Below are 15,916 nucleotides of genomic sequence, written 5' to 3' on the forward strand. Positions count from 1 at the left end.
TCGATATCCCTCCTTTTCTTTTAAAATTATACTTCGAATAATTCGATTTCTTTACTATCCGCAGCGAGTTTAATGATAGCCTTACGACGACGGTTTGTTAAACCAGTGTAACGGCCTACTCGTTTTAATTTACCTTTGTAGTTCATGATGTTTACTTTTTCAACTTTTACGCCAAAGATAGCTTCGATAGCATCTTTTACTTCAGTCTTATTTGCTTTAACATCAACTTCAAATGTATATTTCTTTTCAGTCATAAGATCTGTTGAACGTTCAGTGATTACGGGGCGCTTAATAATATCACGAGGATCTTTCATTATGCAAGCACCTCCTCTACTTTTTGCACCGCAGCTTTCGTCATAATAAGCTTATCATGGTTAAGTACATCAAGTACGTTTACTCCATTAGCTGTAACAACTGTTACGCCTGGGATATTACGTGCTGATAATGCAACATTTTCATTGTTGTCAGCAGTAACGATTAATGCTTTTTTATCAACAGAAAGACCTTTAAGAACTGCAGTCATTTCTTTTGTTTTTGGTGCATTAAACGTTAAATCCTCTAAAACAACGATATTGTTGTCAATTACTTTTGATGATAAAGCAGATTTGATCGCTAAACGGCGAACTTTTTTAGGTAATTTATAAGAATATGAACGTGGAGTTGGTCCGAATACGATACCACCACCGCGCCATTGTGGCGAACGGATAGATCCTTGACGAGCACGACCAGTACCCTTTTGGCGCCAAGGCTTACGACCTCCGCCTGCAACTTCAGAACGATTTTTTACTTTATGAGTTCCTTGACGTAAGGAAGCTCTTTGCATGATAACCGCATCAAATAATACGTGCTGATTAGGTTCGATACCAAATACAGAATCATTTAGTTCAATTTCTCCAACATTAGATCCAGATTGGTTTAATAATGCTACTTTCGGCATTATCCAATTCCTCCTTTCCTAAAGAAATTATTTAGATTTAACTGCGCTTTTTACAGTGATAAGTGCTTTTTTAGCTCCAGGTACATTACCTTTAACTAATAATAGATTGCGTTCTGCATCTACTTTAACGATTTCTAAGTTTTGAACTGTAATACGTTCTCCACCCATACGTCCAGGTAATAATTTGTTTTTGAAAACTCGGTTTGGAGCTACAGGTCCCATTGAACCTGGGCGACGATGATAGCGAGAACCGTGAGACATAGGTCCACGAGATTGTCCGTGGCGTTTAATTGAGCCTTGGAAACCTTTCCCTTTAGAAATTCCTGTTACATCTACAATTTCACCAGCAGTGAAAATATCAACTTTGACTTCTTGACCAACTTCGTAACCATCTAAGCTAGCTTCACGAAGTTCTTTAACGAAGCGCTTAGGTGCAGTGTTTGCTTTTGCAACATGTCCTTTTTCAGGTTTGTTAGCTAATTTTTCACGTTTATCTTCAAAACCTAATTGTACAGCATTATATCCATCAGTTTCAGCTGATTTCTTTTGAAGAACAACGTTTGGAGTAGCTTCAATAACTGTTACAGGGATTAAATCGCCGTTTTCAGCAAATACTTGCGTCATACCAATTTTTCTTCCTAAGATTCCTTTGGTCATGAGTCACACCTCCTATATATTCCGTAGAAATTATTCTTAAAATTATAATTTGATTTCGATGTCAACACCAGATGGTAAGTCTAAACGCATTAATGCATCAACTGTTTGTGGTGTTGGGTTGATGATATCAATTAAACGCTTATGCGTACGCATTTCGAATTGTTCACGAGAATCTTTGTACTTATGAACCGCACGTAGGATTGTGTATACAGATCTTTCAGTTGGTAATGGAATTGGACCAGAAACACTTGCTCCAGAACGTTTTGCAGTTTCAACGATTTTCTCAGCTGATTGATCAAGAATTCTATGATCATAAGCTTTTAAACGAATACGAATCTTTTGTTTTGCCATTATTTTCCCTCCTTTTCGCCTATTTTTAAAATAGACATTTTCTCAGCAGAAATTTTCCTACACACGCCATGGCAAAGCGGCCGTGTGTATCGGCAACCTCCTGCCTCATCGCAGTCAAAGACCAACATTGTCTATTATACAAAAAAACCGTGATAGATGCAAGAATAAATTAAAGTTATATAGTATTCTTGCGCACTTTTCATATTATACATAGATTATAGTTGATTATCAAGTTCATTCTAGATGGTTTTATTTTCTATCATCCTTAAAAATACCTTTTCTAATTAATTGTGAAAAGATGAAATCGATTAGTTTCATATAAAGGATATAATGCACAAAAAAAGACGAGTAACAAATACTCGTCTTTTCTAACTATTATAGTTAATTATTCTTGGATAGAAGCTACAACGCCAGCGCCTACTGTACGTCCACCTTCACGGATTGAGAATTTAGTTCCTTCTTCAATCGCGATTGGAGCGATAAGCTCAACAGACATTTCAACGTTATCACCAGGCATTACCATTTCTACGCCTTCTGGTAATTGGCAGATACCAGTTACGTCAGTTGTACGGAAGTAGAACTGTGGGCGGTAGTTTGAGAAGAATGGAGTGTGACGTCCACCTTCTTCTTTTGATAATACGTAAACTTCAGCTTTGAACTTAGTGTGTGGAGTGATTGTACCTGGTTTAGCAAGTACTTGTCCACGTTGTACTTCATCACGAGAAACGCCACGAAGAAGTGCACCGATGTTATCTCCAGCTTCAGCATAGTCAAGAAGCTTACGGAACATTTCAACACCTGTTACAGTTGTGTTCTTTGGCTCTTCAACTAAACCGATGATGTCAACAACGTCACCAACTTTAACTTGTCCACGCTCTACACGACCTGTAGCAACTGTTCCACGACCAGTGATTGAGAATACATCCTCAACTGGCATCATGAATGGCTTGTCAGTGTCACGTTCTGGAGTTGGGATATACTCGTCAACAGCGTTCATTAATTCAACGATTTTTTCTTCCCACTCAGGCTCTCCTTCTAATGCTTTAAGAGCAGAACCTTTGATTACTGGTACATCATCACCAGGGAATTCATATTCAGAAAGAAGGTCACGAACTTCCATTTCAACAAGTTCTAATAACTCTTCATCATCAACCATGTCACATTTGTTTAAGAATACAACAAGGTATGGTACACCTACTTGACGAGATAAAAGGATGTGCTCACGAGTTTGTGGCATTGGACCGTCAGCAGCAGATACTACTAGGATACCACCATCCATTTGTGCAGCACCAGTGATCATGTTTTTAACATAGTCAGCGTGTCCTGGGCAGTCAACGTGTGCATAGTGACGAGTAGCTGTTTCATATTCAACGTGTGAAGTATTGATTGTAATACCACGCTCACGTTCTTCTGGAGCAGCATCGATTTGATCATAACCTTTTGCTTCACCGCCGCCTTGTTTAGCAAGAACAGTTGTGATAGCAGCTGTTAATGTAGTTTTACCATGGTCAACGTGACCAATTGTACCGATATTAGCATGCGTTTTGGAACGATCGAATTTTTCTTTAGCCATTCTAAAAATCCTCCTTAGAGTTTAATTTTTTTAGGATTTATGTAACAGAAAGTGATGTAAACACTTTCTGTTCTCACATAAGTAGTTATATCTCAACAAAGGGGTAAAATCAATTACTCACCTTTATTTTTTTTAATAATTTCTTCTGCAACTGATTTTGGTACTTCTTCATAGTGATCAAAGTGCATTGTGAAAACACCGCGACCTTGAGTACTTGAACGTAATGCTGTCGCATATCCAAACATTTCAGAAAGTGGAATCATTGCACGAACAACTTGAGCGTTACCGCGTGCTTCCATACCTTCTACACGTCCACGACGAGCAGTTACTTGACCCATGATATCACCCATGTACTCTTCTGGTACAACAACTTCAACCTTCATGACAGGTTCAAGAATTACTGGGTTACATTTTGAAACAGCATTTTTAAGAGCTAAAGAAGCAGCAACTTTAAACGCCATTTCACTTGAGTCAACATCATGGTAAGATCCGTCAACTAGTGCAGCTTTAACGTCTACTAGTGGATAACCAGCTAATACACCGTTTTGCATTGCATCTTCAAGACCAGCTTGAACAGCAGGAACATATTCACGTGGTACTACACCACCGACGATTTTGTTTTCAAATTCGAAGCCTTTACCTTCTTCATTTGGTTCAAACTCGATCCAAACATGTCCGAATTGTCCACGACCACCAGATTGACGAGCAAATTTACCTTCAACTTTTGCTCCTTGGCGGAATGTTTCACGATATGCTACTTGAGGTGCACCAACATTTGCTTCAACTTTGAATTCACGCTTCATACGGTCAACGAGAATATCTAAGTGAAGTTCACCCATACCAGCAATGATCGTTTGACCAGTTTCTGGGTTAGTGTGAGCTCTAAATGTAGGGTCCTCTTCTTGAAGTTTTTGTAAAGCAGTCGTCATTTTATCTTGGTCTGCTTTTGATTTTGGTTCAACTGAAAGCTCAATAACTGGCTCAGGGAATACCATAGACTCTAAGATAACTAAGTTTTTGTCATCACATAAAGTATCACCAGTTGTTGTATCTTTCAAACCAACTGCTGCAGCAATATCACCCGCATGTACTTGAGAGATTTCCTCACGGCTGTTTGCATGCATTTGTAAGATACGTCCTACACGTTCACGTTTACCTTTAGTAGAGTTTTGAACATATGATCCAGAACTTAATGTACCAGAGTAAACGCGGAAGAATGTAAGTTTACCTACATATGGGTCTGTCATAACTTTAAATGCTAATGCAGCGAATGGAGCATCGTCGCTAGATTCACGAGTTACTTCCTCATCACTATCAGGAACAGTACCTTTGATTGCAGGTACGTCTAATGGAGATGGTAAGTAGTCGATTACTGCATCTAACATTTTTTGAACACCTTTATTTTTGAAAGCTGATCCACAGATAACTGGATAGAATTCAACATTAACTGTACCTTTACGAATTGCTGCTTTAAGCTCTTCGTTAGTGATTTCTTCACCACCAAGGTATTTTTCCATTAACTCTTCATCTAATTCAGCAACTGCTTCAACTAATCTTTCACGGTATTCGTTTGCTTGATCTTGGTATTCTTCAGGAATTTCTCTCTCTTCGATATCAGTTCCTAAGTCATTACCATAGAACGTAGCTTTCATTTCGACTAAATCGATGATACCTTCAAATTGATCCTCAGCACCAATCGGTAATTGAATTGGATGAGCATTTGCTTGAAGACGATCATGCAATGTATTCACTGAATATATGAAGTCTGCACCGATTTTATCCATTTTATTAACGAATACAACACGTGGTACTCCATAAGTTGTTGCTTGACGCCAAACTGTTTCAGTTTGTGGTTCAACACCTGATTGAGCATCAAGAACAGCGATCGCACCATCAAGAACACGTAATGAACGTTCAACTTCAACTGTGAAGTCTACGTGTCCAGGAGTGTCAATGATGTTTACGCGATGACCTTTCCACTGCGCTGTAGTTGCAGCAGATGTGATCGTGATTCCACGTTCTTGTTCTTGCTCCATCCAGTCCATCTGAGATGCACCTTCATGAGTTTCACCAATTTTATGAATACGACCAGTGTAATAAAGTACACGCTCAGTTGTTGTTGTTTTACCAGCATCGATATGAGCCATGATACCAATATTACGAGTATTTTCTAAGGAGAACTCTCTTGCCATTGGGTAAATTTCTCCTTCCTAATAGGAAATTTAGTATATTTATATTATATTGATTACCAACGATAGTGAGCAAATGCTTTATTTGCTTCAGCCATTTTATGTGTATCTTCACGCTTCTTAACAGCAGCACCAGTATTGTTAGCTGCATCAAGAATTTCATTAGCTAAACGCTCTTCCATTGTTTTTTCTCCACGAAGACGAGCGTAGTTAACTAACCAACGAAGACCTAAAGTAGTACGACGATCTGGACGAACTTCTACTGGTACTTGATAGTTAGCACCACCAACACGGCGAGCTTTAACTTCAAGAACAGGCATGATGTTCTTAAGTGCTTGTTCAAACACTTCCATAGGTTCTTTTCCAGAACGTTCTTTGATTAGATCGAAAGCATTGTAAAGTACAGATTGTGCTTTACCTCTTTTCCCGTCGATCATAATTCTATTTACTAAACGTGTAACAAGCTTTGAATTGTAAAGTGGATCTGGTAATACATCTCTTTTTGCTACAGGACCTTTACGTGGCATGTTATGTTCCTCCCTTCAAATTAGTTTGAAATTTTATTTATATTATTTTTTTGCAGCTTTTGGACGCTTTGTACCGTATTTAGAACGACCTTGCATACGTCCATCTACACCTGCAGTATCAAGTGCTCCACGCACGATGTGATAACGTACCCCTGGTAAGTCTTTTACACGACCTCCACGGATTAACACAACGCTGTGCTCTTGTAAGTTATGACCGATACCAGGAATATAAGCAGTTACTTCAATACCGTTTGTTAAACGTACACGAGCATATTTACGAAGCGCTGAGTTTGGTTTCTTAGGCGTCATCGTACCTACACGAGTACATACACCACGTTTTTGAGGTGATGATACATCTGTTTGCTCTTTCTTGAAGCTATTGTAACCTTTATTCAAAGCTGGTGAATCTGATTTCACAACTTTGCTTACGCGTCCTTTACGAACTAGTTGATTAATTGTAGGCATTTTGGATATCCTCCCCTCATCTTTTAATCCCACACATCCAGGTGGTTCATATTTAGGCAAAAACAAAGTTTCTGCATAATGACTATTTTCATCGTGCAAAAACAGTTTTTACTGGATTATAGCTACAGCTGCAGCTCCTACCTCTATTCCGCAAGCTTTACCAAGCTTTTTCATAGAAGAAACTTTCGTTAAAGGTACTTGCATTTGTTCCGCAGTTTGAATAACTTTGTTAATTATTCTTGGTTCTGCATCTTCAGCAATGACAATTTCTTTAACTTGATTATTTAACAGGGCTTTAACTGTTTGCTTTGTACCAACAATGATTTTATGTGCCTGTGATACTTTTTCATAAGACATAATCAAATATCCTCCAAAGTAACAGGTTGTGACTAACACACCTTGAATATATTAACATCAGAAAAGATGGATGTCAACATTCCTAGTGAAAAAGTTTAACATCCATCTTCAATTACATTAGTCTACTGAAACAACCTCTTCGGCTTGCTCTACCTTCATGATTGGTTCAGATTGGCGATATCTCGGCATACCTGTACCAGCCGGAACAAGTTTACCAATGATAACATTTTCTTTCAGTCCAAGTAATTCATCACGTTTTCCTTTAATTGCCGCATCTGTTAGTACACGTGTTGTCTCTTGGAATGACGCAGCAGATAGGAATGAATCTGTTTCAAGTGATGCCTTCGTAATACCAAGTAGAACTGGTCTACCTGTTGCTGGTCGTTTACCTTCTAGTAATACTTGCTTGTTTGCATCAGTAAACTGATGGATATCAAGAAGTGTTCCTGGTAATACATCTGTATCTCCAGCGTCCATTACTCTGACCTTACGTAACATTTGACGAACCATTACCTCTACGTGCTTATCACCAATTTCTACCCCTTGCATACGGTATACTTTTTGAACTTCACGTAGTAGATATGTTTGAACTGCTTGTAAATCTTTAACTTTTAATAATTCTTTTGGATCAATAGAACCTTCAGTCAATACCTGACCGCTTTCTATTTTATCTCCTTGCGCTACTTTCAAGCGTGCATTATATGGCGCAGTGTACGAACGTGATTCAACTTCACCTTGAATAACAATTTCTTGTTGTTTTTCACTTACTTCGTTGATTTCTGCTACAACACCATCGATTTCAGAGATAATTGCTTGACCTTTAGGATTTCTAGCTTCAAAGAGTTCTTGAATACGAGGTAAACCTTGAGTGATATCGTCTCCAGCAACCCCACCTGTATGGAACGTACGCATTGTTAACTGAGTACCAGGTTCTCCGATTGATTGTGCAGCAATGATACCTACAGCTTCACCGACTTCAACCTCACTACCTGTCGCTAAATTACGTCCATAACATTTTTTACAAACACCATGTCTAGTGTTACATGTAAATGCAGAACGAATCCAAACTGCATCAATACCAGCTTCGATAATCTCTACAGCTATGTCCTCAGTAATTAGTTCGTTTTCATTTACAATAATCTTACCAGTTTCAGGATGTTTGACTGCTTTACGACAGTATCTTCCAATCAAGCGCTCATCAAGCTTCTCGATAATTTCAGTACCTTCTTTAATAGCTTCAGCACGAATACCACGGTCTGTTCCACAGTCATCTTCACGGATGATAACATCTTGGGCAACATCTACTAGTCGACGTGTTAAGTAACCAGAGTCTGCTGTTTTAAGTGCTGTATCGGCAAGACCTTTACGAGCACCGTGAGTAGAGATAAAGTACTCTAATACCGTTAGTCCCTCACGGAAACTTGATTTAATTGGTAATTCGATAATACGTCCAGCCGGGTTGGCCATAAGTCCACGCATACCAGCTAATTGTGTAAAGTTCGATGCGTTACCACGGGCACCAGAGTCACTCATCATGAAGATTGGATTTCGCTTATCAAGAGACGCCATTAATTTCCCTTGAATATTATCTTTGGCAGCACTCCAGATTGAGATGACACGTTCATAACGTTCATCTTCTGTAATTAATCCTCTTCTGAACTGTTTCATAACATTATCAACTTTTGCTTGTGCTTCGCTAATAATTTCTTGTTTCTCTTTTAATACGATAATGTCAGCTACACCAACAGTGATACCTGCTTTTGTAGAATATTTAAATCCAAGATTTTTCATGCGGTCCAACATCTTTGAAGTTTCTGTAATATGGAACTTCTTGAAGATTTCCGCAATGATTTTTCCAAGGATACCTTTTTTGAACGGAGCAATTTCCTCCTGAGCAGCAATATGCTCTTTTACATTTACATTTGTATCAACAAAATATTTCTCAGGTGTTTTATCTTCAATGTTCTGTTTTGTCGGTTCATTCATGTATGGGAATGATTTCGGCAAAATCTCATTAAAAATAAGCTTACCCACTGTTGTAATTAACAGCATTTTGTTTTGCTCTTCAGTAAATGTTTCATTATTTAATGAACCAGCATTTACAGCCACACGTGTGTGTAAATGCACATAACCATTTTGATATGCTAGCAATGCTTCATTGGTATCATTAAATATCATACCTTCACCAATTGCACCTTCACGTTCAAGAGTTAAGTAATAGTTACCTAAAACCATGTCTTGAGATGGTGTAACAACTGGTTTTCCATCTTTAGGGTTCAAAATGTTTTGTGCAGCAAGCATTAAGATACGTGCTTCTGCTTGAGCTTCTGCAGATAAAGGAACGTGTACCGCCATTTGGTCACCATCAAAGTCAGCATTATATGCCGTACATACAAGTGGATGTAGGCGAATTGCACGACCTTCAACCAATGTTGGTTCAAACGCCTGAATCCCTAGTCTGTGAAGAGTCGGAGCACGGTTTAGTAATACTGGGTGTTCTTTAATAACCGATTCTAAAACATCCCATACTTCCGGCTGTACTCTTTCAATTTTTCGTTTTGCACTTTTAATATTGTGTGCTAAACCTTTTTCAACTAGTTCTTTCATAACAAACGGCTTAAATAATTCAAGAGCCATTTCCTTCGGTAATCCACATTGATACATTTTTAAGTTTGGTCCAACAACGATAACTGAACGACCTGAATAGTCAACACGTTTCCCTAATAGATTTTGACGGAAACGTCCTTGCTTACCTTTCAACATATGTGAAAGAGACTTCAATGGTCTGTTACCAGGTCCAGTTACAGGGCGTCCACGACGTCCATTGTCAATTAACGCATCTACTGCTTCTTGGAGCATACGCTTTTCATTTTGAACGATAATGCTTGGAGCACCTAAATCCAATAGACGCTTTAAGCGATTGTTACGATTAATAACACGTCTATATAAATCATTTAAATCAGATGTTGCAAAACGTCCACCATCAAGCTGTACCATAGGACGTAGTTCAGGTGGAATGACAGGAAGAACATCTAAAATCATCCAAGAAGGTTCGTTTCCAGAATTACGGAATGCTTCAAGAACTTCAAGACGTTTAATCGCACGAGTTCTACGTTGTCCTTGGGCTGTTTTTAGTTCCTCTTTTAATGCATCCACTTCTTTATCTAAATCAATATCAGATAAAAGCTTTTTAATTGCTTCAGCACCCATTGATGCTTGGAATGTGTTACCGTATTTTTCACGGTATGCACGATATTCCTTTTCAGATAACAATTGTTTTTTCTCGAGTGGAGTATCACCAGTATCAGTTGTAACGTAGGAAGCAAAATAAATAACTTCTTCTAACGCTCTTGGAGACATGTCTAGTACTAATCCCATACGACTAGGAATACCTTTAAAGTACCAAATATGTGACACAGGAGCCGCTAGTTCAATATGCCCCATTCTTTCACGACGAACTTTTGCACGAGTAACCTCAACGCCACAGCGGTCACAAACTACACCTTTATAACGGACTCTTTTGTATTTACCGCAATGACATTCCCAATCCTTTGTTGGTCCAAAAATACGTTCACAGAAAAGTCCATCCTTTTCTGGCTTTAAAGTACGATAGTTAATTGTTTCTGGTTTTTTCACTTCACCAAAAGACCAAGAACGGATTTTATCTGGTGAAGCTAAGCCGATGCTCATATATTCAAAATTATTAACATCTATCAAGGGGCCTACCTCCCTTTTCGTCTTCAGGTTCTACCCATATTATAAGATACATTTTCTTATCTTAATGTTAACTGTAGCGCCTAGATTTACTGATCTAGACGCTCAGGTATACATTATTCTTTCGCTACTGTGTCCTTTTCTAGTTCGACAGCTTCAAGCTCTGGTTCTTCTTGCTCAGTAATTGAAAATCCTTCTGCTTGTTGAGAGTCATCCTCATCATCATCAAGATCTCTCATTTCAATTTCTTGTTCATCACTTGAAAGCATTTTAACGTCCATACCTAAACTTTGAAGCTCTTTAATTAATACTTTAAATGATTCAGGAACTCCTGGTTCAGGAACATTTTCGCCTTTTACAATAGCTTCATATGTTTTCACACGACCAACGACATCATCCGATTTTACAGTTAGAATTTCTTGAAGAGTATATGCAGCACCGTATGCTTCAAGTGCCCAAACCTCCATCTCTCCAAATCGCTGACCACCGAACTGTGCTTTACCACCAAGCGGTTGTTGTGTAACTAATGAATATGGACCTGTTGAACGTGCATGTAACTTATCGTCAACCATATGTGCTAGCTTGATCATGTACATGATCCCTACTGATACACGGTTATCAAACGGTTCACCAGTACGGCCATCATATAATACAGTTTTAGCGTCACGCGCCATTCCTGCTTCTTCTAATGTTGACCATACATCTTCTTCTCTGGCACCATCAAATACTGGAGACGCAACATGGATACCCATCTTACGAGCAGCCATACCAAGATGCAGCTCAAGAACCTGACCGATATTCATACGTGATGGTACCCCTAGAGGGTTCAACATGATATCAACAGGTGTTCCATCTGGTAAATAAGGCATATCCTCTTCCGGAAGAATACGTGAGATAACCCCTTTATTACCATGACGTCCAGCCATCTTATCGCCTTCATGTATTTTACGCTTCTGTACAATAAACACGCGAACTAATTGATTAACTCCTGGTGGTAATTCATCACCGTCTTCACGGTTAAAGACTTTAACATCCAGAACAATCCCTTCTCCGCCGTGTGGTACACGCAATGAAGTATCACGAACTTCACGTGCCTTCTCACCGAAGATTGCATGAAGTAATCGCTCTTCTGCTGTTAACTCAGTTACCCCTTTAGGTGTAACTTTTCCAACTAGTAAGTCGCCGTCTTTTACTTCTGCTCCAATTCGAATAATTCCACGTTCGTCAAGATTTCTTAATGCATCTTCACCAACGTTAGGAATATCACGAGTGATTTCTTCAGGTCCTAATTTTGTATCACGAGATTCTGATTCATATTCTTCAATATGAATTGAAGTATAAACATCATCTTTTACTAAACGCTCACTCATGATAATGGCATCCTCATAGTTATAACCATCCCATGTCATGAACGCTACCATTACATTTCGCCCAAGAGCAAGTTCACCTTTTTCCATAGATGGACCATCAGCTAGGATTTCTCCCTTCACAACCTCATCACCCACACTTACGATAGGTCTTTGGTTGTAGCATGTACCTTGGTTTGAACGGATAAATTTCAACAAGCTGTACTTATCAAGATTACCCTTAACCTTTTGTCCATCTACTTCTTCATAACGACGAACCCAAACGTTTTTCGCTTCGACACGTTCAACGATTCCCGGATGCTTACAAATAACAGCTGCACCAGAGTCTTTACCTGATACATACTCCATTCCAGTACCAACGATCGGTGCCTCTGGGTTTAATAATGGAACAGCTTGTCGTTGCATGTTCGCTCCCATTAACGCACGGTTTGAGTCATCATTTTCTAAGAACGGAATACATGCAGTAGCAGCAGAAACGACTTGTTTTGGAGATACATCCATGTAATCAATGCGATCTCTATGAACAACCGTGTTTTCACCACGGAAACGAGATACGATATCTGTATCAATGAAAGAGCCATCTTCAGCTAATCTAGCATTCGCTTGTGCGACAACATAATTATCTTCTTCATCCGCCGTTAAATAGTCAATTCGAGATGTAACCTTACCAGTCTCTGGATCAACACGACGATATGGAGTTTCAATAAACCCAAATCTGTTTACCTTTGCGTAAGAAGATAATGAGTTAATCAATCCAATGTTTGGTCCCTCTGGTGTTTCAATTGGACACATACGACCATAGTGTGAATAGTGAACGTCACGAACCTCAAAACCAGCACGTTCACGCGTTAAACCACCAGGTCCAAGTGCAGATAAACGACGCTTATGCGTTAGTTCAGCAAGAGGGTTTGTTTGATCCATGAATTGTGATAATTGCGAGCTACCAAAGAACTCTTTAATTGACGCAATAACCGGACGAATATTAATCAATTGCTGTGGTGTGATTGTGTTCGTGTCCTGAATAGACATTCTTTCACGAACTACACGTTCCATACGAGATAAACCAATTCTAAATTGATTTTGTAATAATTCCCCAACAGAACGTAAACGACGATTACCGAGATGATCGATATCATCCGTATCACCAACACCATGTAATAGGTTAAAGAAATAACTGATAGATGCTAAAATATCTGCTACAGTTATATTTTTAACAGCCTCTTCTACATAGGCATTTCCTAATACATTTATTACTTTTTCACCCTCTGGATCATTTGGAGCAAAGATTTTAATTGACTGTAGAGTCACTTCTTCCTCAATAACACCACCAGATGGATGCTCTTTTTTAAATCCTACTCCACTTTCTAAGTTTGGTAAGATTCGATCAAGTGTTCTTCTATCGATCATCGTACCCTTTTCAGCGATGATTTCCCCAGTTTCAGGATCTACTAAGGTTTCAGCTAAACGTTGGTTGAAAAGTCGATTTTTAATATGTAGCTTTTTATTAATCTTGTAACGACCAACATTTGCCAAATCATATCTTTTAGGATCGAAGAATCTAGAATCTAATAAACTTTTTGCGTTTTCTACCGTTGGTGGTTCACCAGGACGAAGACGCTCATAAATTTCAAGTAGTGCTTTTTCAGTACTTTCCGTATTATCTTTATCTAGCGTATTACGCAAGTACTCATTTTCACCCAATAAGTCGATGATTTCTTGATCAGAGCCAAACCCAAGAGCACGTAAAAGAACCGTTACTGGCAACTTACGTGTACGGTCAATACGTACATAAACGACATCTTTTGCATCTGTTTCGTACTCTAACCAAGCTCCACGGTTTGGAATAACAGTAGCTGTAAAGCCTTTTTTACCATTTTTATCGACCTTGGCACTGTAATATACACTTGGAGAACGGACTAACTGAGACACGATAACGCGCTCTGCTCCATTAATCACAAATGTACCTGTCTCCGTCATTAGAGGGAAATCCCCCATAAAGACATCTTGATCTTTTACTTCACCAGTTTCCTTGTTAATAAGTCGCACCTTCACACGTAACGGTGCAGAATAGGTAACATCGCGCTCTTTTGATTCCTCAACAGAGTACTTTGGGTCTCCTAAGCTATAATCAATAAATTCTAGCGAGAGGTTACCAGTAAAATCCTCAATAGGAGAAATATCTTGGAACATTTCTCTCAAGCCCTCATCAAGAAACCACTGATAGGAAGACGTTTGAATCTCAATAAGATTAGGTAATTCTAACACTTCACTAATGCGTGCGTAACTTCTACGTTGGCGGTGTCGTCCATACTGAACTAGTTGATGCGTCAACTCATTCACCCCTCAAATCAAGCGTAATAGATCTTGCGTTGTACTTATTATGTATACCTTATTTTTTAGACAGACGAATAAGAGAACTCACATATGATCATTCTCTTAAAAATCAATATCTTAATATATACTATAAAATCTGAAGTTAAAAATAAAGGAAAACGAAGCACATACGCAAGGAAAAAACAAAAAATAAAAAGGGTTTCTAACTAAGAAAAACCACAATTTAATCGTACTATTGATTTTATAAGTATTTCCAAATATCTAATTTTCATACAAGTTTTTACAAAAAATTAGACAGTTATGGAAATTATATATTGGCATTTTATAATGTTAACATAACAAGGATATTGAGTCAACTTTTTTTCGCCTTAATAATAAAATAGCCTTTTTTCTTATCAACTACCACTACCTCAGAGTATAACTCTTTTAATTTATCGATTGCTGACGGTGCCCCTTGTTTTTTCTGAATAACTATCCATAATTCCCCATCATTCACTAAATGATGATAGCTAGTTTCAAAAATTGCATGAACTACCTTTTTCCCAGCCCGGATAGGAGGATTTGTGATAATTGCTGCATATTGGCGTTTTTCATCAATATTAGAAAATAAGTTACTTTGAAATATTGTTACATTGTTTATAGAATTTTTCACTGCATTATCCTTCGCTAACTCTACTGCTCTTTCATTTACATCAATCATATCAACATGTCTATCAAAATGTTTTGCAAGTGAGAGTCCTATCGGTCCATATCCGCAACCAACATCTAAAAAATCGCCATCAATTGTAGGTGGGATAAAGTTTTCAATCAAAATTCTCGAGCCAAAATCAACTTCATTCTTAGAAAATACTCCTTTATCACTCTGAAAAGTAAAGTTGTATCCCTTTAATTCAAATTCCCATGTTTTCCGGTCACTTTCCACAGTAGGCTTTTCTGAATAATAGTGATCATTCATCAATCGTTCCTCCTCTTTCAGGAGTTTATATTTTACTAACTTCTGTCAATTTATACATACAAAAATACATAAATAAAAAGTCCGCTAAAAAGCGGACTTCTTTTATAAATGATTTTAAATTACTTAACTTCTACAGAAGCGCCTACTTCTTCAAGTTTAGCTTTTAATTCTTCAGCTTCTTCTTTAGATACGCCTTCTTTAAGTGGTTTTGGAGCGTTGTCTACTAATTCTTTAGCTTCTTTTAAGCCAAGGCCAGTAGCTTCACGTACTACTTTAATAACTTTGATTTTTTGTCCGCCAGCACTTGCAAGTACTACGTCAAATTCAGTTTTCTCAGCAGCAGCTTCACCAGCAGCAGCACCAGCAACAGCTACAGGAGCTGCAGCAGTTACACCAAACTCTTCTTCAATTGCTTTAACTAAGTCGTTTAATTCTAAAACAGTCATATTTTTAACTGCTTCAATGATTTGTTCTTGAGTCATTATAATTT

At 38.2% G+C, this 15,916-nt stretch carries 13 protein-coding genes; all 13 read right to left on the reverse strand.

What is annotated here, in order from left to right:
* Positions 1-26: 26 nt before the first annotated feature.
* The 13 genes from rplW to rplL all read right to left on the reverse strand — a co-directional run bounded on the left by rplW (position 27) and on the right by rplL (position 15,908).
* Entirely contained in the window at positions 27-314 is a 288-nt protein-coding gene (rplW, locus tag ACTJJ9_RS16820) for a 50S ribosomal protein L23 (RefSeq protein ID WP_095301358.1), read from the reverse strand.
* Entirely contained in the window at positions 314-937 is a 624-nt protein-coding gene (rplD, locus tag ACTJJ9_RS16825; RefSeq protein WP_095301357.1) for a 50S ribosomal protein L4, read from the reverse strand. Before rplD ends, rplW begins: the two co-directional genes overlap by 1 nt.
* A 27-nt stretch (positions 938-964) precedes the next feature.
* The gene (rplC, locus tag ACTJJ9_RS16830) at positions 965-1,594 is read right to left on the reverse strand and encodes a 50S ribosomal protein L3 (protein WP_095301356.1); all 630 of its coding nucleotides are present in this window, start codon (positions 1,592-1,594) and stop codon (positions 965-967) included.
* A 42-nt stretch (positions 1,595-1,636) separates the two neighbouring features.
* On the reverse strand, positions 1,637-1,945 hold the full coding sequence (rpsJ, locus tag ACTJJ9_RS16835) for a 30S ribosomal protein S10 (protein WP_095301355.1): 309 nt from the start codon (positions 1,943-1,945) through the stop codon (positions 1,637-1,639).
* A 385-nt stretch (positions 1,946-2,330) separates the two neighbouring features.
* Positions 2,331-3,518 (reverse strand): elongation factor Tu, encoded by a 1,188-nt coding sequence (gene tuf, locus ACTJJ9_RS16840; RefSeq protein ID WP_145582373.1) that lies wholly within the window; start codon positions 3,516-3,518, stop codon positions 2,331-2,333.
* 113 nt (positions 3,519-3,631) lie between these two features.
* Complete coding sequence (gene fusA / locus ACTJJ9_RS16845; RefSeq protein WP_145582374.1) at positions 3,632-5,710, reverse strand: elongation factor G; 2,079 nt, start codon at positions 5,708-5,710, stop codon at positions 3,632-3,634.
* A gap of 53 nt (positions 5,711-5,763) precedes the next feature.
* Entirely contained in the window at positions 5,764-6,234 is a 471-nt protein-coding gene (gene rpsG / locus ACTJJ9_RS16850; protein WP_095301352.1) for a 30S ribosomal protein S7, read from the reverse strand.
* 42 nt (positions 6,235-6,276) lie between these two features.
* Positions 6,277-6,699 (reverse strand): 30S ribosomal protein S12, encoded by a 423-nt coding sequence (rpsL, locus tag ACTJJ9_RS16855; protein ID WP_095301351.1) that lies wholly within the window; start codon positions 6,697-6,699, stop codon positions 6,277-6,279.
* A gap of 108 nt (positions 6,700-6,807) precedes the next feature.
* On the reverse strand, positions 6,808-7,056 hold the full coding sequence (locus tag ACTJJ9_RS16860) for a 50S ribosomal protein L7ae-like protein (protein WP_095301350.1): 249 nt from the start codon (positions 7,054-7,056) through the stop codon (positions 6,808-6,810).
* A gap of 117 nt (positions 7,057-7,173) precedes the next feature.
* The gene (gene rpoC / locus ACTJJ9_RS16865) at positions 7,174-10,773 is read right to left on the reverse strand and encodes a DNA-directed RNA polymerase subunit beta' (RefSeq protein ID WP_440768771.1); all 3,600 of its coding nucleotides are present in this window, start codon (positions 10,771-10,773) and stop codon (positions 7,174-7,176) included.
* Positions 10,774-10,886: 113 nt separating this feature from the next.
* Complete coding sequence (gene rpoB / locus ACTJJ9_RS16870; protein ID WP_095301348.1) at positions 10,887-14,468, reverse strand: DNA-directed RNA polymerase subunit beta; 3,582 nt, start codon at positions 14,466-14,468, stop codon at positions 10,887-10,889.
* Between the two features lie 355 nt (positions 14,469-14,823).
* On the reverse strand, positions 14,824-15,426 hold the full coding sequence (locus tag ACTJJ9_RS16875; RefSeq protein WP_145582376.1) for a class I SAM-dependent methyltransferase: 603 nt from the start codon (positions 15,424-15,426) through the stop codon (positions 14,824-14,826).
* A 119-nt stretch (positions 15,427-15,545) separates the two neighbouring features.
* Positions 15,546-15,908 carry a 50S ribosomal protein L7/L12 gene (gene rplL, locus ACTJJ9_RS16880; protein WP_095301346.1) on the reverse strand — a complete coding sequence of 121 codons (363 nt, stop codon included), beginning with the start codon at positions 15,906-15,908 and terminating at the stop codon, positions 15,546-15,548.
* Between the last annotated feature and the right edge of the window lie 8 nt (positions 15,909-15,916).

The organism is Metabacillus sp. 22489, assembly GCF_052044855.1.
Taxonomy (GTDB): domain Bacteria; phylum Bacillota; class Bacilli; order Bacillales; family Bacillaceae; genus Metabacillus; species Metabacillus niabensis.